Origin of the sequence: Mesorhizobium sp. BR1-1-4 (assembly GCF_020165375.1) — a bacterium.
Taxonomy (GTDB): domain Bacteria; phylum Pseudomonadota; class Alphaproteobacteria; order Rhizobiales; family Rhizobiaceae; genus Mesorhizobium; species Mesorhizobium australicum.
The window spans coordinates 101,734-125,159 of the sequence record NZ_JAIUIB010000011.1 but is presented as its reverse complement, the minus strand read 5'-3'; the positions used below and the strand labels follow the sequence as shown (position 1 = coordinate 125,159).

At 63.3% G+C, this 23,426-nt stretch carries 20 protein-coding genes and 1 tRNA gene; 15 read left to right on the top strand and 6 right to left on the bottom strand.

The annotated features are described in order from the left end of the window. Positions 1-122 precede the first annotated feature (122 nt). The 4 genes from LB571_RS23180 (at position 123) to LB571_RS23165 (ending at position 4,370) form a co-directional block, all read left to right on the top strand. Positions 123-1,565 (top strand): methylmalonyl-CoA mutase subunit beta, encoded by a 1,443-nt coding sequence (locus LB571_RS23180; RefSeq protein ID WP_224598280.1) that lies wholly within the window; start codon positions 123-125, stop codon positions 1,563-1,565. Continuing rightward, positions 1,562-3,682 carry a methylmalonyl-CoA mutase gene (gene scpA, locus LB571_RS23175; protein WP_224598277.1) on the top strand — a complete coding sequence of 707 codons (2,121 nt, stop codon included), beginning with the start codon at positions 1,562-1,564 and terminating at the stop codon, positions 3,680-3,682. Before LB571_RS23180 ends, scpA begins: the two co-directional genes overlap by 4 nt. 74 nt (positions 3,683-3,756) lie before the next feature. Further along, complete coding sequence (locus LB571_RS23170) at positions 3,757-3,987, top strand: AbrB/MazE/SpoVT family DNA-binding domain-containing protein (RefSeq protein ID WP_224598274.1); 231 nt, start codon at positions 3,757-3,759, stop codon at positions 3,985-3,987. Then, a complete protein-coding gene (locus LB571_RS23165) occupies positions 3,984-4,370 on the top strand; it encodes a type II toxin-antitoxin system death-on-curing family toxin (protein WP_140618597.1) in 387 nt (128 codons plus the stop codon). Before LB571_RS23170 ends, LB571_RS23165 begins: the two co-directional genes overlap by 4 nt. Here LB571_RS23165 and greA read toward each other — a convergent pair. Then, entirely contained in the window at positions 4,367-4,840 is a 474-nt protein-coding gene (greA, locus tag LB571_RS23160; protein ID WP_224598271.1) for a transcription elongation factor GreA, read from the bottom strand. The two genes, LB571_RS23165 and greA, sit on opposite strands and share 4 nt — an antisense overlap. A 117-nt stretch (positions 4,841-4,957) precedes the next feature. On the opposite strand from greA, the gene LB571_RS23155 reads away from it, so the two are divergent. Beyond that, positions 4,958-6,334, top strand: a complete 1,377-nt coding sequence (locus LB571_RS23155) for a TIGR03808 family TAT-translocated repetitive protein (protein ID WP_224598268.1) — start codon at positions 4,958-4,960, stop codon at positions 6,332-6,334. A gap of 9 nt (positions 6,335-6,343) precedes the next feature. On the opposite strand, the gene LB571_RS23150 is transcribed toward LB571_RS23155, so the two are convergent. Both LB571_RS23150 and LB571_RS23145 read right to left on the bottom strand, forming a co-directional pair. Next, the gene (locus LB571_RS23150; protein WP_224598266.1) at positions 6,344-7,348 is read right to left on the bottom strand and encodes an asparaginase; all 1,005 of its coding nucleotides are present in this window, start codon (positions 7,346-7,348) and stop codon (positions 6,344-6,346) included. Positions 7,349-7,375: 27 nt separating this feature from the next. Then, a complete protein-coding gene (locus LB571_RS23145) occupies positions 7,376-8,542 on the bottom strand; it encodes an acetyl-CoA acetyltransferase (RefSeq protein WP_140618602.1) in 1,167 nt (388 codons plus the stop codon). Positions 8,543-8,736: 194 nt separating this feature from the next. Here LB571_RS23145 and betI point away from each other — a divergent pair, with 194 nt between their 5' ends. The 5 genes from betI (at position 8,737) to betB (ending at position 15,044) form a co-directional block, all read left to right on the top strand. After that, complete coding sequence (gene betI, locus LB571_RS23140; RefSeq protein WP_224584463.1) at positions 8,737-9,327, top strand: choline-responsive transcriptional repressor BetI; 591 nt, start codon at positions 8,737-8,739, stop codon at positions 9,325-9,327. Beyond that, positions 9,324-10,853 (top strand): choline-sulfatase, encoded by a 1,530-nt coding sequence (gene betC, locus LB571_RS23135; RefSeq protein WP_224584461.1) that lies wholly within the window; start codon positions 9,324-9,326, stop codon positions 10,851-10,853. Before betI ends, betC begins: the two co-directional genes overlap by 4 nt. Then, the gene (locus LB571_RS23130; protein WP_181763178.1) at positions 10,850-11,854 is read left to right on the top strand and encodes a threonine/serine dehydratase; all 1,005 of its coding nucleotides are present in this window, start codon (positions 10,850-10,852) and stop codon (positions 11,852-11,854) included. Before betC ends, LB571_RS23130 begins: the two co-directional genes overlap by 4 nt. Continuing rightward, entirely contained in the window at positions 11,847-13,499 is a 1,653-nt protein-coding gene (gene betA / locus LB571_RS23125; protein ID WP_224598264.1) for a choline dehydrogenase, read from the top strand. The genes LB571_RS23130 and betA overlap by 8 nt, the downstream gene beginning before the upstream one ends. A gap of 81 nt (positions 13,500-13,580) precedes the next feature. Continuing rightward, positions 13,581-15,044: a betaine-aldehyde dehydrogenase gene (betB, locus tag LB571_RS23120; protein WP_224598251.1), complete on the top strand. Its 1,464-nt coding sequence runs from the start codon at positions 13,581-13,583 to the stop codon at positions 15,042-15,044. Between the two features lie 6 nt (positions 15,045-15,050). Here the strand turns inward: betB and LB571_RS23115 are convergent, their stop codons facing one another. Further along, a complete protein-coding gene (locus tag LB571_RS23115) occupies positions 15,051-17,285 on the bottom strand; it encodes a mannose-1-phosphate guanylyltransferase/mannose-6-phosphate isomerase (RefSeq protein ID WP_224598248.1) in 2,235 nt (744 codons plus the stop codon). Between the two features lie 10 nt (positions 17,286-17,295). Next, positions 17,296-18,816, bottom strand: a complete 1,521-nt coding sequence (locus LB571_RS23110; protein WP_224598246.1) for a phosphomannomutase/phosphoglucomutase — start codon at positions 18,814-18,816, stop codon at positions 17,296-17,298. Between the two features lie 199 nt (positions 18,817-19,015). Here LB571_RS23110 and LB571_RS23105 point away from each other — a divergent pair. From LB571_RS23105 to LB571_RS23085, 5 genes are all read left to right on the top strand, one after another. Then, positions 19,016-19,092 (top strand) — tRNA-Pro (locus LB571_RS23105). Between the two features lie 640 nt (positions 19,093-19,732). Next, positions 19,733-20,017, top strand: a complete 285-nt coding sequence (locus LB571_RS23100) for a hypothetical protein (RefSeq protein WP_224598243.1) — start codon at positions 19,733-19,735, stop codon at positions 20,015-20,017. Between the two features lie 612 nt (positions 20,018-20,629). Further along, the gene (locus LB571_RS23095) at positions 20,630-20,845 is read left to right on the top strand and encodes a hypothetical protein (RefSeq protein WP_015318676.1); all 216 of its coding nucleotides are present in this window, start codon (positions 20,630-20,632) and stop codon (positions 20,843-20,845) included. 2 nt (positions 20,846-20,847) lie between these two features. Then, positions 20,848-21,285 (top strand): hypothetical protein, encoded by a 438-nt coding sequence (locus LB571_RS23090; protein ID WP_224598242.1) that lies wholly within the window; start codon positions 20,848-20,850, stop codon positions 21,283-21,285. A 145-nt stretch (positions 21,286-21,430) separates the two neighbouring features. Continuing rightward, positions 21,431-21,766 (top strand): hypothetical protein, encoded by a 336-nt coding sequence (locus LB571_RS23085; RefSeq protein WP_224598240.1) that lies wholly within the window; start codon positions 21,431-21,433, stop codon positions 21,764-21,766. Between the two features lie 39 nt (positions 21,767-21,805). Here LB571_RS23085 and LB571_RS23080 read toward each other — a convergent pair whose 3' ends face one another. Further along, positions 21,806-23,425 (bottom strand): ABC transporter ATP-binding protein, encoded by a 1,620-nt coding sequence (locus LB571_RS23080; protein WP_224598238.1) that lies wholly within the window; start codon positions 23,423-23,425, stop codon positions 21,806-21,808. Position 23,426: the final 1 nt, after the last annotated feature.

Genomic DNA, 23,426 nt, shown 5'->3' with positions numbered 1-23,426 from the left:
TATCAGGTGGATCGAATATCAGGTGGTCGAATTCAAGCCCTGGGCGTGCATTGCGATAACTGACCGGGGACCGTAGATTAGGCTGCCCGGGCTGGTGCGGCCACATAGAACGAGGACGATGAATGGGCGCCGGAGCCTTGACCAGGGATGTTGAGCCAACGAATGCGGAGCGTCAGCGATGGCTGACCCTGGCGGGAAAAGCGTTGGCCGGCGCCTCCTTCGAGGAACAGCTGGTCTCGCATACCGACGACAATATCCGCGTCGAGCCGCTCTATGAACGCGCGACCGGAACGGAACCGATCGTGCGCGCCAATCCTCAATCGCCGTGGATCGTCAGCCAGCGCGTCGACGACCCCGATGTCGAACGCGCCAAGAGGCAGGCCCTGGAAGATGTCGCCCAGGGCGCGACGGGGTTGTCGCTCGTCTTCGAGGGCGCCCCGAACGCGTTTGGCTACGGCCTGCCGAGGACGGCGCAGGCGCTCGAGACGGTGCTGGAGGGCGTGCCCCTCAACCGGGTCCAGATCCGTATCGACACCCACCCCTGGAGCCGCCCCATGGCCGACTGGCTGGTGGCGTTCCTGAGCAAGCGCCGCTCCGATCCGGCAAAGCTCAACCTTTCCTTCGGCATCGATCCGGCTGCTATTCTCGCCGGCACCGGCCGGCTGCGCATGTCGATCGAGGCGCTGCAGGAATCCATGCCGCAATCGCTGGCGCATTTCTTCTCGATGGGCGTTCCGGGTGTGCTTCTGGAGGCAGACGGTCGCGTCTTCCACAATGCCGGCGCCACGGAAGCGCAGGAACTCGGCATCATGCTGGCCTCGGCGGTCTCGTATCTGCGAATGTTCGAGAAGGCGCGGCAGCCGCTCGTCTATGCCGCGCCTCATATCGGCTTCGCGCTCAGCGTCGACCAGGACCAGTTCCTGTCGATGGCCAAGGTGCGAGCCCTGCGCAGGCTGTGGGCACGGGTGCAGGAGGCCTGCTCGATCCCCAATTCCACGGCCAACATCCATGCCGAGACATCATTTCGCATGATGACGGCATCGGATCCCGAAACCAACATCCTGCGCACGACCATCGGCTGCTTCGCCGCGGCGGCGGGAGGCGCCGATTCGATCTCAATCCTGCCGCATACGATCGCGCACGGCCTGCCGGCCGCCTTTGCCCGCCGCGTCGCGCGCAACGCGCAGCTGATCATGGCCAATGAAAGCCATGTCGATCATGTCGCCGATCCCGCCCATGGCTCCGGCGCCGTCGAAGCGCTGACCTCAGACCTTTGCGAAGCCGCGTGGGCGGAATTACAGGCCATCGAGGCTGAGGGTGGCGTGCTGTCCAGCCTTCGGGACGGACATATCCAGCAGCGTGTCCGCAACTCCGCCGCCCATCGCGCCATTGCCTTCAAGTCAGGCGAGCGGGCCATTGTCGGCGCCACGCTTTATCCGTTGAAAAGCGAGCGTCCGGTCGAGACGCTGGACGCAGAGAAGCGACCTGCCTTCACCGAGGGCGTCGTCCTGTGCGAAGCGTTGTCTCCGGTCCGCATCGATCAATCCATCGGGGCCGCTTCTTGATTCCGGATTTCAGTCAGATCGGCTGGGTGCCGCCGCGCCGCGCGCCTGTCGAGGTCAAGGGACAGCGAACAACGCCGGAAGGCCTTGTCGTCAAGCAGCTGTACAGTCAGGGCGACCTCAAGGGATTGTCGCATCTCGACACCTATCCGGGCCTGCCGCCCTTCGTGCGCGGCCCCTACCCGACCATGTATGTCCAGCAACCCTGGACCATCCGGCAATATGCCGGTTTTTCGACCGCCGAAGAATCCAACGCCTTCTACCGGCGCAACCTTGCCGCCGGCCAGAAAGGCCTTTCGGTTGCCTTCGATCTCGCCACGCACCGCGGCTATGACTCAGACCATCCGCGCGTCGCCGGCGATGTCGGCATGGCGGGTGTGGCTATCGATTCCATCCTCGACATGCGGCAATTGTTCGACGGCATTCCGCTCGGCGAGATGACCGTGTCGATGACGATGAACGGCGCGGTGCTGCCGATCATGGCGCTCTACATCGTGGCGGCGGAAGAGCAAGGCGTCGCGCAGAAGGATTTGGCCGGGACCATTCAGAACGACATTCTGAAGGAGTTCATGGTCCGCAACACCTACATCTATCCGCCGAAGCCCTCGATGCGGATCGTCTCGGACATCTTCTCCTACACCTCGAAGAACATGCCGAAGTTCAACTCGATATCGATCTCCGGCTATCACATGCAGGAGGCCGGCGCGACCGCCGACCTGGAGCTCGCCTATACGATCGCCGACGGGATCGAATATGCCCGCGCCGGCGTCGCGGCGGGGCTCGACATCGACCGTTTCGCGCCGCGCCTGTCGTTCTTCTGGGCAATCGGCATGAATTTCTTCATGGAAGTGGCCAAGCTCAGGGCCGCACGCCTGTTGTGGGCGACGCTGATGAAACAGAACTTCGCGCCAAAGGACGAGCGGTCGCTGTCCCTGCGCACCCATTGCCAGACCTCCGGCTGGTCGCTGACGGCACAGGATCCCTACAACAACATCATCCGCACCATGATCGAGGCGATGGCCGCGACCCAGGGGCATACCCAGTCGCTGCACACCAACTCCTTCGACGAAGCAATGGCGCTGCCGACCGACCATTCGGCGCGCATCGCCCGCAACACGCAACTCGTCCTGCAGAAGGAATCCGGTACCACGCGCATCATCGATCCGTGGGGCGGTTCGGCCTATCTCGAACGGCTGACACACGATCTGGCGGCGCGTGCGCTCGCCCATATCGAGGAGGTCGAGGCTCTCGGCGGCATGGCGGCGGCGATCGAAAAGGGCATACCCAAGCTGCGCATCGAGGAAGCAGCGGCCCGTACGCAGGCGCGCATCGATTCCGGCGAGCAGATGCTGGTCGGCGTCAATGCGCATCGCCCCGGAACCGATATCGAGGTCGACGTGCTGAAGATCGACAATGCCGAGGTCAGGGCCCGGCAACTCTCGAAGCTGCAACGGCTGAAAGGCACGCGTGACGTCGCCGCCGTCGAAAGCGCGCTCGATGCGCTGACCCGTGCCGCACAGAGCGAGGACAACCTCCTGGAGTTCGCCATCCGCGCCGCGCGCGCCAATGCCACTGTCGGCGAAATCTCGTTCGCCCTGGAAAGAGCCTATGGCCGCCATGTGGCCACGGTGCAGACCATTTCCGGTGTCTACCGCAAGGCGCTTGGCGACAGTCCGGTGATCGACCGCCTGCAGGACAAGCTCGGTGCCTTCGAAAAGAAAAACGGCGGCAAGCCGCGCATCCTCGTGGCCAAGATGGGACAGGACGGCCACGACCGCGGGCAGAAAGTGATCGCCACGGCCTTCGCCGATCTCGGCTTCGACGTTACCGTCGGCGCCATGTTCCAAACGCCGGAAGAGATCGCGAAACTGGCTGTCCAGAATGACGTCCACATCATCGGCGCCTCATCGCTGGCAGCGGGTCACCTGACGCTGATCCCAGAATTGCGCGACACGCTGAAGAAGCTCGGCCGCGGCGACATGCTGATCGTGGCCGGCGGCGTCATCCCGCCGCAGGACTATGATGCGGTGCTGCAAGCCGGCGCGGCGGAAATCTTCCCGCCGGGCACGGTCATTCCGGAAGCGGCGGAGCGGCTGCTGGATCGGCTGCTATCGTCGTGACGAATCTGTTATAATATCTGTTGCAACGCCCGGCGCACCGCGTTATAATTAGCGTTGCAACAGGATGTTTCATCATGAACACCACAATTCGCAAGATCGGTAATTCGGACGGCCTGATTCTGCCGAAAGAGCTTCTCGATCGATTGAATCTCAAGACAGGCGACAACGTGGTCGTCGTCCAGGAAGGTCAAGAGCTTCGCTTGCGCCGATTGGAAGATTCTGCCGAAGAATTCGAGCGCAAGATGAAGATAGCGCGCGAGCGGATGAGGAAATACGAGGTTGCCTACCGCGCGCTCGCAAAATGACGGCACATCATTCGCGAGAGTTCGTGGAGGCGATGCATGCCGAGCAGTTGCGTCTTCACGGCGGCGCGTCGGGCATCCGCGATGAAGGCCTGTTGGAATCGGCGCTCGCACGTCCGCAACAGAAAGAAGCATATGGCGAGCCGGATCTGAGCGAACTCGCTGCCGCCTATCTCTTCGGCATCGCAAAGAACCATCCGTTCGTCGATGGGAACAAGCGCACGGCTTTCGCTGCGGCCGACTTGTTTCTCTATTTCAACGGATTAAGCATCGAAGCCGAACAGGAGGAGGTCATCCAATTGGTGATGATGGTCGCTGCCGGCGAGATCGACGAAGCGGGTGCGGCCGCATTCTTCCGCGACCATGTCGTCAAGCTTGAAGACTAACTCTCCGAGAGCTTGACGATCTCCCACTCCTTGCCGTTGACGCTGGCCACGTCGCCAACCTTCTTGCCGAACAGCGCGACCGCCATAGGCGAGACGTGCGAGATGCTGCCCTTGGCCGGATCGGCTTCATCCTCGCCGACAATCTTCCAGTGCACCTTCCTGCCGTCGTCACTTTGCAGCGTGACACCCATGCCGAAGCGGACGACATCGCTGCCGGGCTCCGGCACGGAAAGCTCGGCACTCTCGCGTCGCGCGGTCCAGTAGCGCAGATCGCGCGACACGACCGCGATGCGCTCGCGGTCGGCTTTCCGCTCCGCTTTCGCCATGATATCGTGCAGATCGGCCAGATTGTCGTCGATCTGCGCCAGGCCGCGCTCCGTCACCAGGTTCCGGTGCGTGCTGATCGGCCGCTCGCCAACACCGGCGATCGCGTTTTCGCTGTCTTCTTCGCGGGTAAAAGCTCTGCTCATCCCCTGAACTTAGGCGCCGAGTGGCTGCCCGACAAGTCATTGCCGCCAAGAAGAGGCGCGTTGAACGTCTGGCATGATTCCTGCGCTGTCGGGGCGGAACACTGGGATTCTGTGCCGATGTTGAACAGACGAACCCTGCTGACGCAGACCACCTGCTTTGCCGTCATGGGCCTCGCGCTCGGCAAGGCGGCGGCCGCCAGCCTGACCGGCATCGAGAAAGCCTCGATGCGCGGCTCGATCAACGCCACCGAACTTGGCGTCCAGCCCGGTACGTTTGACGACCAGAGCAAGGCCTTCGCCAAGCTGCTGCGCGACGCGAATGGCCGTGACATGCCGGTCTTCCTGCCGCCCGGCACCTATGTGGTGTCCAATCTCTCGCTGCCTGGTCGCGTGCGTCTTTCCGGCGTGCCGGGCGCGACGCGGATCGTCTATGGCGGCGACGGCCATTTGTTCATGGCCGAACAGGCCGACCATATCGAACTCAGCGGACTGGTTTTCGACGGCGCGAACCGCTCTATGGGCGACTACGCGCAAGGACTGCTCGATCTGCGCCGGGTGGCGCATCTCGTGGTTGACAACTGCCAGATCACGGGCAGCGGCAAGAACGGGCTGGCGCTGGAACACGCCGCAGGCCTGATCGAGCGTTCGGACATATCGGGGGCGGCGGACGCCGGCATCTATTCGGTGGAGGCCGCAGGGCTGGCGATATCAGGCAACACCGTCTCCGATTGCGCCAATGGCGGCATCCTAGTGCACCGCTGGCAAGCTGCGGAAGACGGCACCATGGTCACCGGCAACCGCGTCGAACGCATTGGCGCGCGCAGCGGCGGCACCGGCCAGAACGGCAACGGCATCAATGCCTTCCGCGCCGGCAATGTCGTCATCTCGGGCAATGTGGTCTCCGACTGCGCCTTCTCGGCGATCCGGGCCAACAGTTCCAGCAATTTGCAGATATCGGGCAACACCTGCTCGCGCTCGGGCGAGACCGCGGTCTATTCCGAGTTCTCGTTCGAAGGCGCCGTCATTTCCAACAACATCGTCGACGGCGCGGCCAACGGCATCTCGATCGTCAACTTCAACGAAGGCGGCCGCATGGGTATCTGCTCCGGCAACATCGTGCGCAATCTGTCGACATCAGGCCCCTATACCGCGGATCCACCCGGCTTCGGCGTTGGGATCGCCGTCGAGGCCGACACCGTCGCTTCCAACAACGTCATCGAGAACGCGCCGCTCTACGGCATGTCGATCGGCTGGGGGCCGTATCTGCGCAACGTCGTGGCCACCGGCAACATCATTCGCAAGGCAGGCACCGGCATCGTCGTCAGTGTGGTCGAAGGTGCCGGCACGGCCGTCATCTCCGATAACGTCATTGATGGCACGTCGAACGGAGCGGTTGTCGGCCAGCGCTGGGCCGAGCCGGTGACATCAGACCTCACCCAGACCAGCAGCAGCGGCTATGCGCACCTGACCGTCGAGCGCAACCGCGTCAGCTGATTGCCACCTTCAATTCAGGGCCGGCGTCGGCCTCAGCGCCCCGACCTTGGCGCCAATCCGGCTTTCGATAGGCGCATTCGCCAGTTCGAGCAGCTTCGCCGCCAAGGCCTCGTCCGCCCGCAGCAGCCTGGCGAGGACCGCGGCGGCGATTGCATCGCCGGCGCGCCCGGCACCGTCATCGCATTTGACCGCGATGCCGAGGCCGAGTTCGGGAATTGCGGCACAGTGGACGCCCTCGGCCCCGCCTTTGGCAAAAATTCGTCCCGGAGCGGCTTCCATCAGCAACAGATCTACGCGGCCGGTGCCGGCGACGAAGAACGGCTCCGCCATGCAGGCCGAAAGCAGCCGCTTCGCGGCCTTCGCCCGCTCCGGGCCAAAGCCTTGGGCCGTGGCCATGCGAGCAAAGCCGAGCGCGAAACTCCTGAGCGGCACCGCATAGGTCGGGATCGAGCAGCCGTCGACCGCGCGTTCGTCGGGGCCGTGGACAGCGCCGGTGACTGCCTGCATGGCGTCGCGCACCATTTCCTGCAGGGCGTGATCCGGTCTGACATAGCCGCGATGCGCGATGCCCGAATGGACGCAGGTACAGAGGAAACCGGAGTGCTTGCCGGAACAATTGTTGTGCAGCGCATTCGGCAAACCATCGGCACGCGCGAGCGCAATCTCGGCGTCATGGTTCGAGGGCCAGTGGACCCCGCATTCGAGCGCCGACCCGTCCAGCCCGGCCCTGGCTAGCATGGACCGCGCCAGTTCGACATGCGCCGGCTCGCCGGAGTGGGAGGCACAGGCCAGCGCCAGTTCGCGATTGCCGAAGCCATAGGCGTCCGCGGCACCCGTTTCAACAAGCGGCAGGGCCTGGATCGCCTTTACGGCGGAACGCGGAAAGACCGGCTTCGACGTATCGCCGATCTCCAGCACCGGCTTGCCGTCGGCATCGAAAACGGCAACGGCGCCGCGATGGGCGCTCTCGACAATGGCGCCGCGCAAAACCTCGATCAGAACCGGATTTGCCATGCTACCTCCCGCGAATGCCGGGGCGGTTTACCTGATCCGGTCGAGAATGGAAACGTAGTTGGCGACCGCCGCACCGCCCATGTTGAAGATGCCGCCGAGTTTCGCGCCCGGCACCTGGATGCCGCCGGCTTCGCCGACAAGCTGCATGGCGGTCAAGACATGCATGGAGACGCCGGTGGCGCCGATCGGATGGCCCTTGGCCTTCAGTCCGCCGGAGGGATTGACCGGCAGACGGCCGTCTTTTGCCGTTGTGCCATCCAGCGCCAGTTTGGCGCCCTCACCCGGCTTGGCCAGTCCCATCGCTTCATACTCGATCAATTCGGCGATGGTAAAGCAGTCATGCGTTTCGACGAAGGAGAGATCGTCGAGCGTTACGCCTGCGTTCTTCAGCGCGCGGGTCCAGGCCTGTTCGCAGCCTTCGAAGGTCAGGATGTCGCGCTTCGACATCGGCAGGAAATCCTGCACATGCTCGTTGGCGCGGAAGGCGACCGCGCGGCGCATCTTCAGCGCCGTTGCCGTGTCGGCAAGGACAAGGGCAGCGGCGCCGTCGGAGACCAGCGAGCAGTCGGTGCGCTTCAAGGGTCCAGCGACGAACGGGTTCTTCTCGCTCTCCTGCCGGCAGAAGTCATAGCCGAAATCCTTGCGCATCTGCGCATAGGGATTGTCGACGCCATTCTTGTGGTTCTTGGCAGCGATCATGGCGAGCGCATCCGACTGGTCGCCATAGCGCTGGAAATAGGCCTGCGCGATCTTGCCGAAGACGCCGGCGAAGCCGGCTGGCGTGTCGCCGTCCTCGGGCAGATAGGAAGCTTTCAGCAAATTCTTGCCGATTTCGGGCCCGGGCGTCGTCGTCATCTGCTCGGCGCCAACCACCAGCACGATGCGGGCGGCGTTTGCATCAATGGCGCGGATACCTTGCCTGACCGCCGCCGAACCGGTGGCGCAAGCGTTCTCGACGCGTGTCGCCGGCTTGAAGCGCAGCCGGTCGTCCGCCTGGAGAACCAGGCTTGCCGTGAAATCCTGCGCCGAAAAACCGGCATTGAAATGGCCGAGCACGATCTCGTCGACCTCGTCCGGGCCAATGCCGGCATGGTCGAGCGCGTCCGTCGCGACCTTGACGATCAGGTTTTCGAGCGTCTCGCCCTCAAGCTTGCCGAAGCGCGAATGCGCCCAGCCAACGATGCATGCGGTCATGGCGGTCTCCATCCTTGGCGCCAGCGCCCATGGCTCGTGACGCACTTCGCCTTTATTGTTCAAATGTAAACATTCTCGCCCGGGCCGTGAAGGGCCGCAACGCAACAATCGCTTGGTACAGGTCGCGTCGAGGTCGATTTTTTATTGATTGACGCGTCAATAAAAAATAATCTCCCACAAAAATCGGGAACGGCATGCCAAAAGTCGGAATGGAGCCATTGCGCCGCAGGGCGCTCATCGACGCGACGATCTCGGCGATCGGCGAGCGTGGCTCGCTTGACGTGACCATGTCCGAGATCGCCGGACGCGCCGGTGTGTCTTCGGCGCTTGCGCACCACTATTTCGGCGCCAAGGACGAGCTGCTGTTCGCGACGATGCGGCACATCCTGGCCGAACTGACCATCGATATGCGCCGCGCCCTGCAGTGCGCCTGCACCGCGCGCGAGCGCGTCTCGGCCGTGGTCGCCGTCAACTTCTCCGATGTCCAGTTCCAGGCTGAAACCATTGCCGCCTGGCTCGCTTTCTATGTCGAGGCGCAGCAATCGTCTTCGCTGCGCCGGCTGCTCAGAATCTATGCCCGGCGGCTGCATTCCAACCTGATGAGTGGATTGACCGGTATCCTGCCGAGGACCGAAGCCGACCGCGCCGCGGAAGCGACGGCGGCGATGATCGACGGGCTCTACATCAGGCGCGCGCTGAAGGATGGCGTGCCTGACGCCGCGACCGCGATCGCGCTGGTCGAGGATTATCTCGAAACCAAACTTGGCGGACGGCACAAGCAGTGACAGCGAAGCGACCCAATTTCCTGATCGTCATGGTCGACCAGCTCAACGGGACCTTGTTCCCGGATGGGCCGGCGGAATTTCTGCACACACCGCATCTGAAGGCACTGGCGGCGCGTTCGGCGCGCTTTGCCAACAACTACACCGCCTCGCCACTCTGCGCGCCGGGCCGTGCCTCGTTCATGAGCGGCCAGTTGCCGTCGCGCACCGGGGTCTATGACAATGCCGCCGAGTTCGCCTCGTCGATCCCCACCTTCGCCCATCATTTGCGTGCGGCCGGCTACTACACCTGCCTGTCGGGCAAGATGCATTTCGTCGGACCGGATCAGCTGCACGGTTTCGAGGAACGGCTGACCACCGACATCTATCCGGCGGATTTCGGCTGGACGCCGGACTACCGCAAACCCGGCGAGCGCATCGAGTGGTGGTATCATAATCTGGGTTCGGTGACCGGCGCCGGCGTCGCGGAAACAACCAACCAGATGGAGTATGACGACGAGGTCGTGTTCCTCGCGTCTCAGAAGCTCTATCAGCTTTCGCGCGAACAGGACGATGCGAGCCATCGGCCCTGGTGCCTCACCGTCTCGCTGTCGCATCCGCACGATCCCTATGTCGCGCGCAAGCAGTATTGGGATCTCTATGAGCATTGCCAGGTGCTGGATCCGGAAACCGGGTACATCGCTGAAGACGAGCAGGACCCGCATTCTCGGCGGCTGTACCATGCCAGCGACTATTCCTCTTTCGAGATCACGCCTGAAGAGGTGCGTCGTTCGCGGCGCGGCTATTTCGCCAACATCTCCTATGTCGACGACAAGGTCGGCGAGCTCCTCGACGTTCTCACGCGAACGCGCATGTCCGACGACACGATCATCCTGTTCTGTTCGGATCACGGCGACATGCTCGGCGAGCGAGGCCTGTGGTTCAAGATGAGCTTCTTCGAAGGCTCGGCGCGGGTGCCGTTGATGATTGCCGGCAAGGGCATTCGTGCCGGGTTGATCGAGGCGCCGGTCTCCAATCTCGACGTGGCACCAACGCTTTGCGACCTTGCCGGCATCGACATCGGGGCGATCGCGCCGTGGACCGACGGCCAGTCGCTGCTGCCGCTCACCAAGGGCGGGCAGCGCACGACACCGGTGCTGATCGAGTACGCGGCGGAGGGCTCCTATGCGCCCTTGGTGGCAATCCGCGAAGGCAGGTACAAATTCGTCCATTGCGAACTCGATCCGCCGCAATTGTTCGATCTCGAAGCCGATCCGCTCGAGCGGGACAATCTGGCCGACGACCCCGCCAATGCGGGTCTTGTGGCGGCATTCCTGGAAAAGGTCCGGGCGCGTTGGGACATGGCCGGCTTCGATGCCGCCGTGCGCGAAAACCAGGCACGCCGCTGGGTCGTCTATCCGGCGCTGCGCAACGGCGCCTACTACCCCTGGGATTTCCAGCCGTTGCAGAAGGCGTCAGAGCGGTACATGCGCAATCACATGAACCTCGACAATCTCGAAGAGAGCAAAAGGTATCCGCGAGGCGAATGATGGCAGACCTTCTCGTTCCCACTCTCGACCATCTCAGGCAGGCCTATGCGGTAACGTCACGGGCGACACAGGTCACGCCGCTGCTGGAATCGGCGGCGCTCGCAAGGGAAACCGGCGCGGCCCGGGTCTTCATCAAGCCGGAATCGCTGCAATGGGCCGGATCCTTCAAGGTTCGCGGCGCTTATTGGCGGCTGAAGCGACTTTCGCCCGACGAGGCGAAGAAGGGCGTCGTCGCCTATTCCTCGGGCAATTTCGCGCAAGGGCTGGCCGCGGCCGGCCAGGCGCTCGGCATTCCCGTGACCATCGTCATGCCGATCGACGCGCCGGCCGCCAAGCGCGATGCTACCGCGGGTTATGGCGCGCGCGTCGTGCTGACCGACCATGGCGATCGCGCGCGTGAAGAGGTCGCGGCGGCCAAGGCGCGCGAAATCGCTGAAACAGAAGGGCTAGCGCTCCTGCATCCATTCGACGATCCCGAGATCGTCGCCGGTCAGGCGGGTGCCGGCCTCGAAGCGCTCGACCAGCTGTCGGGTAAGGATGCCAGCGCCGATCTCTTGTTCTGCTCGGTCGGCGGCGGTGGGCTGATCGGCGGCGTTTCGCTCGCCTTCCACTATCTGTCGCCGGCGACCGAGATCATCGGCGTAGAGCCCGAAGGGTTCGACGGCATGGGCTCTTCACTGGCGCATGGCAGCATCGAGACCATGCCGATCGGTCCGAAATCGATCTGCGACGGACTGATGTCGCGCCGGCCCGGCGACGCGCCGTTCGCCGCGGTCAAGACCGCTGGCGTGCGCGGCATCACGGTCGACGATCAGTCGGTGCGGCGCGCGATGCGGATCGCTTTCGAGCGGATGAAGCTGGTGCTCGAACCGTCAGGTGCGGCGTCGCTGGCGGCATTGCTCGGTGGCAAGGTGGATGTGGCGGGAAAAACCGTCCTGGTGGTGGCTACCGGCGGCAACGTTTCGCTCGCCGATTTTATGGCGCATATGAACCATGCTTGAAGCGGATTTCGTTATCATCGGCTCCGGCTCCGCCGGCTCGGCCATGGCCTATCGCTTGTCGGAAGACGGCAAGCATTCGGTCATCGTCATCGAATTCGGCGGCACTGATATCGGGCCGCTGATCCAGATGCCTTCGGCGCTGTCGATACCGCTCAACATGAGCCTCTACGACTGGGGATTCGCCAGTGAACCGGAACCGCATCTGGGTGGCCGCGTGCTGGCGACGCCGCGCGGCAAGGTGATCGGCGGCTCGTCCTCGATCAACGGCATGGTCTATGTGCGCGGCCACGCCCGCGACTTCGACCATTGGGCCGAACAGGGCGCGGCCGGCTGGGGCTTCGCCGACGTGCTGCCCTACTTCAAACGCATGGAGGATTCAGATGGCGGCGAGGATGGCTGGCGCGGGCACGGCGGCCCGCTGCATGTGCAGCGCGGCTCCCGGCGCAATCCGCTCTATGGCGCCTTCGTCGAAGCGGGCCGCCAGGCAGGGTTTGAACTGACCGACGACTACAATGGCGCCAAGCAGGAAGGCTTCGGCCCGATGGAGCAGACCATTCTGGGCGGCCGCCGCTGGTCGGCGGCATCAGCCTATCTGAAGCCGGCGCTCCGGCGCAAAAACGTCAGACTGGTCAAAGGCTTTGCGCGCCGGGTGATCATCGAGAATCAACGCGCCATCGGCGTCGAGATCGAAGCTCACAAACAGATTCAGGTCGTTAAGGCGCGACGTGAAGTAATCGTCGCGGCGTCGTCGATCAACTCGCCGAAGATCCTGATGCTGTCCGGTATCGGCCCGGCCGGGCATTTGCACGAAAACGGCATTGCCGTCGTGGCCGACCGGCCTGGCGTCGGCGGCAACCTGCAGGACCATCTGGAGCTCTACATCCAGCAGGAATCGACGAAACCGATCACGCTGAATTCAGTGCTGAACCCGTTCTCCAAGGCGATGATCGGGGCGCAGTGGCTGTTCTTCAAATCGGGCCTTGGCGCCACCAATCATTTCGAGGCGGCCGCCTTCGTGCGCTCGCAGGCAGGCGTCGACTATCCCGACATCCAGTACCACTTCATCCCGGCGGCGGTGCGTTATGACGGCAAGGCGGCGGCGAAGTCGCACGGTTTCCAGGCGCATGTCGGACCGATGCGCTCGAAGTCGCGCGGCTCGGTGACGCTGCGCTCGCCGGACCCGAAAGCGAAGCCGGTCATCCGCTTCAACTACATGTCGCATCCGGATGACTGGGCGGAGTTCCGCCACTGCATCCGCCTGACCCGCGAGATCTTCAGCCAGTCGGCCTTCGATGCCTATCGCGGACAGGAACTCTCGCCGGGCAGCCATGTCCAGTCGGACGACGATCTCGACGTGTTCATCCGCGACCATGCCGAAAGCGCCTACCACCCCTGCGGCACCTGCCGAATGGGCCGCGTCGATGATCAATCGAGCGTGGTCGATCCGGAATGCCGGGTCATCGGCGTCGACGGATTGCGGGTCGCCGACTCCTCGATCTTCCCGCGCGTGACCAACGGCAACCTCAACGCGCCATCGATCATGACCGGCGAAAAAGCGTCCGATCACATCCTTGGCCGCACGCCGCTCGCGCCGTCCAACCAGGAGCCATGGATCAATCCGCGCTGGCAGGCTTCCGACAGATAGGCCATGATCCGCCGATAGAGTGAGCTGCCCGACAGGCGCCCGCCCAATAGCCGTCTTGGGCACAACGATTGGAGACCTCCCATGCGCGCCCAGCCCACGGCTTCGCACTATGTCAACGGACGCTATATCGAGGACGAAGGCGGCGCGCCGCTGCCGGTGATCTATCCGGCCACGGGCGAGACCATCGCCATGCTGCGATCGGCGACGCCGAACGTGCTGGAACTGGCGGTCGAGGCCGCCCGCGCCGCACAGCCGGCCTGGACGCGTCTTAAGCCGGTCGAGCGCGGCCGCATCCTGCGCCGAGCCGCCGACATTTTGCGCGCCCGCAACGCCGATCTTGCCCGCATCGAGACGCTCGACACCGGGAAGGCGATCCAGGAGACACTGGTGGCGGATGCACCTTCCGCCGCGGACTGCCTTGAATATTTCGCCGGCGCGGTCGCTGTCTTCAACGGCGAAGCGGTCGACCTCGGCGGGCCGTTCGCCTATACGCGCCGCGAGGCGCTCGGCGTCTGTGTCGGCATCGGCGCATGGAACTATCCGATCCAGATCGCCGGCTGGAAATCCGCACCCGCACTCGCCATGGGCAATGCCATGGTGTTCAAGCCATCGGAAAACACGCCGCTTTCGGCGCTGGCGCTGGCCGAGATCTACTCGGAAGCCGGCCTGCCCGACGGGCTGTTCAACGTCGTGCAAGGCTATGGCGACGTCGGCGCCGGCCTTGTCGGCCATGATGTCGTGGCCAAGGTCTCGGTGACCGGCTCGGTGCCGACCGGGCGCAAGGTGCTGTCGCTAGCGGGCTCCAGGATGAAGCACGCGACGATGGAACTCGGCGGTAAGTCGCCGCTGATCGTCTTCGACGATGCCGATCTCGAAAATGCCATTGGCGGCGCCATGCTCGGCAACTTCTATTCGACCGGCCAGATCTGTTCCAACGGCACGCGCGTCTTCGTCCAGAGTGGCATTCACGACCGCTTTGTCGAGCGGCTGATCGAACGGACCAAGAAAATCCGCATCGGCGATCCGCTCGACCCGGAAACGCAGATGGGGCCGCTGGTCTCCAAGGCACAGCAAGACAAGGTCGTCGGCTATATCGAGGCCGGCAAGCACGATGGGGCGACGCTGGCCTGTGGCGGCAATGTGCCGTCGCTGCAGGGCTTCCAGGGCGGCTTCTTCGTCGAGCCGACCGTGTTCACCGCCGTTACCGACACGATGCGGATCGCCCGCGAGGAGATTTTCGGCCCGGTCATGAGCGTGCTGAAATTCGACAGCGAGGACGAGGTGATCGACCGCGCCAACGACACCGAGTTCGGTCTTGCCGCCGGCGTCTTCACGCGCGACCTGCCGCGCGCCCATCGCGTCATCGCCGAGTTGCAGGCCGGAACCTGCTGGATCAACGCGTACAATCTGACACCGGTGGAAATTCCCTTCGGCGGTGTCAAGCAGTCCGGCATCGGGCGGGAGAATTCGCTGGCGGCGCTGGCGCTCTATTCGCAGCTGAAGTCGATCTATGTCGAGACCGGGGACGTCGCCAGTCCGTACTAATCCCGCCTACTTCTCCGCCGTTCCATCCAGATACTGCGTCAGCGCACAGACCAGATGGTAGAAGATGCTCGCCGGCACGTCAGATGCCAGCGAGCGGCCGCGCTCGTCGATGCGATCGATCCAAAGACCCAGCGGCGCCGGGTCGATATGCCAGCGGAACAGCCGGCCGACCCTCGCCTCGATCTCCGGCTTCAGATCGGGGCCGCCCGAGCCATCCAGCGCGATCGCCGCCTTGAGCGCCTCGGCCTGCGGCCAGCTGCGCGATATCAGGTCGAGCGGCAGTCCTTGCCCCGAGACTGCGCCATAGGCAAGGCCAGTGGCCCGGTTGAGGCCATTAGCGATTGCCGATGCGTAGAGTTTTCGGGCGAAGACGCTCAGCTCGGCCTGGCCGCTGCGGCCGGCGAAATCGACCAGCAGCGATGCCCATTCGAAGTGATGGCCAGGTTCGGTCCATCTCCCCTTCTCTCCCGGTACCGGTTTCCATTCTGCATCGAAATACTCGCCGAGCGTCCAGCTCTCGGCGTCGAAGAAATGGCTGCGGAAGAGGTCGATGATGCGCGACGCGCGACGCAGATGCGCACGCTCACCGGTTGCCTGGTGCCAGGCCAGGAAAGCTTCGAGCAGATGCATGTGCGGGTTGGAGCGTCGCTCGCCCGCCCCGTCCGAGGTGTCGAGGAAGCCGGTCATGCGGCTGTCCTCCAGATGCGCATCGAGGAAGGTGAAGGTCTCTTGGCCGAGCCGCAAGGCATCGGCATTGCCCGACATATGCGCATGCGCCAGCGCCAGCAGGATGCAGGAATGATCGTAGGCGTCCTCGACGGGATCGGCGACGGAGCCATCGACATTCAGCGTGCGCACCCAACCGCCCCGTTCGGTGCGGCCCTGCCCCGCCATGAAGTCGATGCCATGCGCGATCAGCCGGTCGGCCGGCCCGGTCCAACCGCGCTCCTTGGCAACCGCGAAGGCATAGACCTGCCTGGCCTGGGTGCGCATGCGCTTGGGCTTGACGAGCGGCTTGGCGTCGAAACCCAGCGCCTCGTGGAAGCCACCGTGGCGCTCGTCGACGCCTGATGTCGACCACAACGGCAAGGTCTCCTGGAACAGCCAGTGATGAACGCGCCGCCGCCAGGCGCCACTTTCGATGACGCGGTCATGCGCCGGCGTGAACCTGGTTTCCAGCCGTCCCGATTTTTCGAGTTGTTCGACGATCTTCTTGACGTGCTGGCTGTGGCTCACCGGGGCAACGAAAGTGGCATCCGCCGTCGAGACAATGGCAACGTCCTTCATGCCGATCGCCGACAGCAGCCGGCCGTCGCTGCGGATATAGGAATTCTCGCAATCTATGGCGACGACATCGCCGACAACGACGTTGCCCCGGTCGTCGGCGGGACCGACATCGAGGAGCGATTGCCAGGAGCCGAGATCGTTCCAGCGGAAGCCGGCCGGCACCATGGCTATGTCTTTTGCCCGCTCCATGATGGCATAGTCGATCGAGTTCGACGGGATCGCCGCGTAAAGTTCCAGCGGCATATAGAGGCCGGACAGGTCCGTCGTGGCCGCCTCGTAGGCCGCTTCGGTGGCGTGCCAGATGTCGGGCTGGAATGTCTTGAAGGCGTCGCGCATGGCACCGGCCCGAAACAGGAAGATGCCGGTGTTCCAGTAGAAATTTCCCGCCTTGAGATAGTCGTTGGCCGTCGCAAGGTCGGGCTTCTCGACAAAGCGCGAAACGTCGAACACCCCGCCCTTCTCGGCCGATACCTCGATATAGCCGTAACCGGTTTCCGGCTGGGTCGGTTTGATGCCGAACACCACCAGACGGCCGGCGCGCGCCGCCTGCGATCCCGCCTCGATACTTTGCCAGAATTGCCCTGCCGTCGCTATTTCATGGTCCGAGGGCACCACCAGAACCAGGCTGTCGCCGAATTCCGACAGCGTGCGCAGGGTCGCCAGTGCGACGGCGGCGGCCGTGTTGCGTCCCGCCGGCTCGAACAGCGGGCCGCCGCCGGCAAGATCGAGACCGGCCAAGTCGGCATGGACACGATCGGCGTGACGCTCCGATGCGATCAGGAAGATCGGCGTCTCGCCAGCCGGTCTCGCCGTCAGGCGGCGCAAGGTCTTGGCGAGCATGGAACCGTCGCCCGACAGATCGTGGAACTGCTTGGGATTGTCCTCGCGTGACAGCGGCCACAGCCGAGAGCCGACGCCGCCGCTCATGACAAAACTGACGATGCGCCGGCCCATGGATGCCCTGTCAAAAAGTCTGGTTGTAAGCGCCGACTTCCGGACTGCGGCGCAGCACGGCGTCGACGGCATCGAACATCTGCCGGCGACGCTCGGACGAGACCGGACTTTCGACGACCACGACCAGTTCCGGCTTGTTCGACGAAGCGCGCACCAGACCCCAGGTACCGTCCTCGGCAACGACGCGCACGCCATTGACGGTGATGAGATCCACGATCTTCTGGCCGGCGAAACTGGAGCCGTCACGCTTCATCGCCTGAAAATCAGAGACCACTCGCTCGACCACGCCATATTTCACATCGTCCGCGCAGTGCGGGGACATTGTGGGCGTGCCGAAGGTCAGTGGCAGTGCCCCGTAGAGATCGGCCATCGAACTGGCGGGGTTACGGTCCAGCATCTGACAGATGGCGATTGCCGTGACCAGTCCGTCGTCATAGCCGCGCCCGATCGGGGGGTTGAAGAAGAAGTGGCCTGATTTTTCGAAGCCGGCGACCGCGCCGAGTTCGGCAACCCGGCGCTTGATGTAGGAATGGCCGGTCTTCCAATAGTCGGTAACGGCGCCATTGGCGCGCAGCACCGTGTCGGTGTTGAACAGTCCGGTCGACTTGACGTCGACGAGGAAGGTCGAACCCGGATGGAGCCGCGAAATATCCCGCGCAAGCATGACGCCGACCTTGTCGGCAAAGATCTCGTTGCCTTCATTGTCGACGACACCGCAGCGGTCGCCGTCGCCATCGAAGCCCAGACCGACATCGGCCCCTGTCTCCAGCACCTTGTCCCTGATTGCATGCAGCATCTGCATGTCCTCCGGATTGGGGTTGTAGTTTGGAAACGTATGATCAAGCTCGACATCGAGCGGGATCACTTCGCAGCCGATGCGCTGCAGGGCTTCCGGGGCAAAGGCGCCAGCAGTGCCGTTGCCGCAGGCGGCGACCACTTTCAGCTTTCGTGTGATGCGCTTGTCCCTTGTCACATCGTCGAGATAGGTGGCGCGAAAATTGTCGACGAAATCATAGGAGCCGCCGCCGGTAAGGTCGAAATCGGCGGCCAGCACGATCGCCTTCAGCGCGCTCATCTCCTCGGGGCCGAAGGTCAGCGCCCGCGCCGCTCCCATCTTGACGCCGGTCCAGCCATTCTCGTTGTGCGATGCGGTGACCATGGCCACCGACTGCGTCTCCAGCGCGAATTGCGCGAAATAGGCCATCGGCGACAGCGCCAGACCGATATCCTTCACCCGTGCGCCGGCCGCCATCAGCCCGGAAACCAACGCCAGCTTGATGCCGAGCGAATAGGATCTGAAATCATGCCCGGTGACGATGTCAGGCCCAGCGCCGAGCCGCCGGATCACCGTGCCGAGCCCCATGCCAAGCGCCTGGACGCCGATCAGATTGAGTTCAGGCGGCACTGCCGAACCGGGATGGCCGAACCACCAGCGCGCATCATATTCACGAAAACCGGATGCCTTGATCAGCGCCGCGGTTTCGAATTCGAAGCTGTTTGGCCACGCTTCGCCGACAATATTTAGGGGCAAGACGGCAGGGCTCCAAGCGGCAGAAATACGATCCATCAAGGCAGCGGCTTAGCACACAAGGCTTTAAGCCGCGTTTATCCCGGACGGAAATTCGGGCCTTCCGGCAATGCCCGCAGAAAGCGGACGAAATGCGACAGAAGGGCTGCCATTGCCGCTTGCAGGAACGATGTGTGGCGGCTATAAGCCCGCGATCTGGTCACGGAGTGTAGCGCAGCCTGGTAGCGCACCTCGTTCGGGACGAGGGGGTCGCAGGTTCAAATCCTGCCACTCCGACCAGAAAAAACAATGTGTTAGCGCATCCCGACTTTGGCGCCCCACCCGAGATTCACCAGAGATAGAGCCTTGTCCAAGATGATGCCTGTTCCTAGGGAACGGACACGAGATTCGTTCCTCTTTGGGGGCATGGGCCACGAAGTCCCTGCCCCCATATGCAGGCGTTTAACGGAGGCCGAAAAAGCTCAATACCGCTATGACGACGACCACCGCTCCCACAAGCCAAATGATGTTGTTCATAATCTCACTCCTGTTGCCTGGTGAAGCCCGCGCCTCTGGCGGAGGACGCGGGCCGATCAGCCTTTGCCTGCTGATCTTCAGCGAACACCAAACCGTGATGTCCGCTGCGGGAAGAACTGTTAGGCCGGCCTAATGTTCCGTCGCCTGACGGGGATCTGGCGACAGGTGGGCGAACTGTCTTAACAATTGCGGCAGAGCGTTCCTCCCTGGCAGTGACGGAACGCGGGTGATGTTTGCCGCCGCCTGCGCAGGTGGCCGGAAGCAAGCCCCCTCTTTGCCAATCGTGGCGACGCGATAGCCAGCCCTTCGCTTGCGTCCGGCTGCCCCCCGGGAACCGGAACCAAAGGGATCAGCAGCAGTTGTATCCAACGAAGGGCTAATCAAAGCAGTTGGAGAACTTGCAATGAAAACAATGATCATGTGCGCTTTGGCACTTTCGATGGGGTTGCCCGCTTTGGCTTCGGCAGCCGAGGCCGACGTCGTCATCAGGACCCATCATCGGCACCACCACAACGTCAGGATCATCAATGAGGAAGGCCAGCGCCTGCATCACCGACACCACGGGACGGTGGCGTTCTATGATCATGGCCGCCGGCACCACGACCGGAATACAGTCGTCGTCACCAGCTCCGTTTCCACCCATCACCGTCACCATCATCCGGTGGTGATGGAAAACGGCGGTTACTGATGCCCGACTGGGGGCCGGGCTCTCGCGAGCCCGGCCACCAGGTGACTTTGCCCAGCACGCTGCGCGCGCGTTTCATGCGAATAGCTTCGAGTTCTCGCCCGCGGCTGAAATGCAACCATGCGAAGCGATCGTTTCAACTTCGAATCTCCCATACCGCTCGGAAGCGTGGGAATTCTGCTGGTTGACCAGGTCATTGAGCTGGCCTGGCCAAGACTTCAGGGTTCGCCAGATCCATGCTCGCTCACACTTGCATGCGACGGACGAAGCCTATCGGCCTAGGAAAGAACTGGGCTGCGCCAATGTGCCAAGAGACTAGCTGAGGACTATTCCAGCCACCATGAAGGTGATGGCAACCGCGAAAATCGGTGCGAGCAACCAGCGCGCCTGACCAACACTCTTCTCCATCAAATTCCTCCGGTATTTGCAGCAGACAACGGTGGCGAAGAGCGACTGTTCCGGCCGGCCCGCTTGGCAAGACCAATGCGTTCCAGGCCCAGACTTAGGTCCGACCTCCGCCCGACCGAAGCCCTGCCCTGGGAACGTTTCCGCTCGGCCCAAGTTCGAGATCGGGCGCGGGAAAACCAAGCGAAGCGGGAACGGATGAGCACCACCATGTCGAACCATGAGACTGTAACATCCCATGTGTTGGGGATGCGCATAGATAGCCTCAAAACCAGAATGCAACACGCTCAGATCACCGAGGGTGAAATGAAGACCTTCCAAAAGGTAGCGGCCGTGATTGAAGGCGGGCGAGGCCGCATCGACGGCGACGATCTGATCGCCGCATCCTTCGTTACCGACACGCTGACGGACGCGATGTCCGAGTAACCATGCCAACAATCAGTAAGCTTTTCGAATCCCATGCCGAAGCGGCGCGGATTGCCGGCGACCTGTTGGCGGCCGGGGTTCCGCGCGTACAGGTCGCCATTATCGGGCCCTATCGTGACGAAATCGATGTCCTGAGGTCTCCGGGTGTCATGCTGGGCGCTGCCGCCGGGCTGTTGGCGTGCCTCGGCGCCGTTGCTGTTTACGACATCAACCTTTTCCCGACCGGTCTATCGGCAATAGCCTTGGCCAGCGTGTTCTGCGGCGGCCTTGGCGGATTGCTCAAAGCCATTGTCGCGGCCGCCAGAAGACCCGAGCGGCCAAGTATTGGCGGGGGGATTGTGCTGGTGACGGCGCATGTCGACGACAATGCGACCGACATTGCCCAGATGATGCTCGGCGGTTGTGACTCCATGACCGAATTGGCCGCCCAAGCAGCGTAAAAATTCCGACAGCGATAATTGGCCGATAGCCAGTGCAGAACGCGAGCACTGGCCGGCCGGTGAAACTTTGACGAATTGGCTATCAGCGCTAGGTTGATCGATGAAGATCAGGGAGGCGGCAAAAACGGCCGGGCCGGATGCGCGCATGAGTTTGATTTCAAGGACAAGGTCGGCACCCGCTCTTCTGGCTGCGGCCTTCATGGCTGCCGGATGCTCATCGATCGGCAGGACGGCCGATCCGGCCAAATACGAGAGAATGAGCTGTAGCGACCTCAACAGTGCGCTGGGAAGCAGCGCGCGCGACATCTCGCAGACGGCGATCACCCGCGGCAAGGTCGCCAACACCAGCGTGCCGCGCTGGCTGCTGGGCGGATCGCGCGTCAAGACCGCGGTCGCCAACCGTGAAACGGCCAGGATCGACCGGCTGAAGCGACAGCAGGATGCCATTGTCGCTATGCGCGCACGCAAGTGCGCGAGCTGAGCGACAGACGACGCCACGACAATTGCCCCTGCCGGCGCCTTACGCGCTCAGTCGAAACCGTGTGACGTCGATCGCGGCGTTCATCAGCGTCTGCGTATAAGGCGCCCGTGGATTGCTGAATATCTCTTCCGTCGGCCCCTCTTCGACGATCTTGCCTTGCTTCATGACGATGATGTAGTCGGCCATGGCGCGCACGACCGACAGATCGTGGCTGATGAAGAGGTAGGACAGTTCGTGGTCGGCTTGCAGCTTGCGCAGCAGTTCGACGATCTGTTTCTGCACCGAGCGGTCAAGCGCCGATGTCGGCTCGTCCAGCACGACCATCTTCGGCTTCAGAATCACGGCGCGGGCAATGGCGATGCGCTGCCGTTGTCCGCCGGAAAATTCGTGCGGGTAGCGGTTGCGGGCATTGGGGTCGAGGCCGACCTCCCGCAGGGCCTCGACCGCGCGCTGGTCGCGCTGCTTTCCTGAAAGGTTGGGCTCATGCACCAGCAGCCCCTCGGTGACGACCTGACCGACGGTCATGCGCGGCGACAGCGAGCCGAACGGGTCCTGGAAGACGAGTTGCATCTGGCGCCGCAGTGGCCGCATCTGCTGCCGGTCGGCAGTGGAGATATCGCGATCGCCGAACCGAATGAGCCCATCGCTCGGCAGCAACCGCAGCAAGGCGCGGCCGAGCGTCGACTTGCCCGAGCCGGATTCGCCGACAATGCCGATGGTCTGGTTGCGCTGCAGCCGGATCGAGATGTGATCGACGGCCCGCAGCATCAGCGGTTCGCCGGCCAGAAACCCACCGCCGATCCTGAATGTGACTTCGACATTCCTACCTTCGAGCACCACCGGCGCATCGGCTGGCGGCGGCGCCTTGGTTCCCGTCGGCTCGGCCGCCAGCAGCATTTTGGTGTAGGCGTGCCGCGGATTGGCAAAAATGGCTTCCGCCTCGCCTTCCTCGACCACCTCGCCCTGGCGCATGACATAGACACGGTCGGCAAAGCGCCGGACGATACCGAGGTCATGGGTGATGAAGACGATCGCCATGCCGAGCTTGCGCTGCAGTTCGGCCAAAAGCATCAGGATCTGCGCCTGGATGGTGACGTCAAGCGCCGTCGTCGGCTCGTCGGCGATCAGGATGTCGGGGTCATTGGCGAGCGCCATCGCGATCATCACGCGCTGGCGTTGGCCGCCGGACATTTCGTGCGGATAGGATTTCATCCGCCGTTCCGGATCGGGAATATGCACGAGCCGCAGCAGCTTGAGCGCCTCTTCATGCGCTGCGGCAGCGCTCAGGCCCCGATGGCGGCGGATCGGCTCGATCAGCTGGTTGCCGATCGAATAGAGCGGATCGAGCGAAGTCATCGGTTCCTGGAAGATCATGCTGATCTTGCGGCCGCGGACCTTGTTCAGCTCGGACTTGCTCAGGGTCAGCAGGTTGCGGCCGCGATAGTCGACATGGCCTGACGCTTCGCCATTGGAGGCCAGCAGGCTCATCGCCGCCATCATCGTCTGGCTTTTGCCGGAGCCGGACTCGCCGACCACGGCAACCGTTTCACCCGCGTTGACGTGGATGTTGATGCCCTTGACCGCTTCGACCGTACCGTCGAGCGTGCGGAAGCGGACGCGAAGGTCCTTGACGCTGAGGATCGTTTCGGAAGCAGCCATT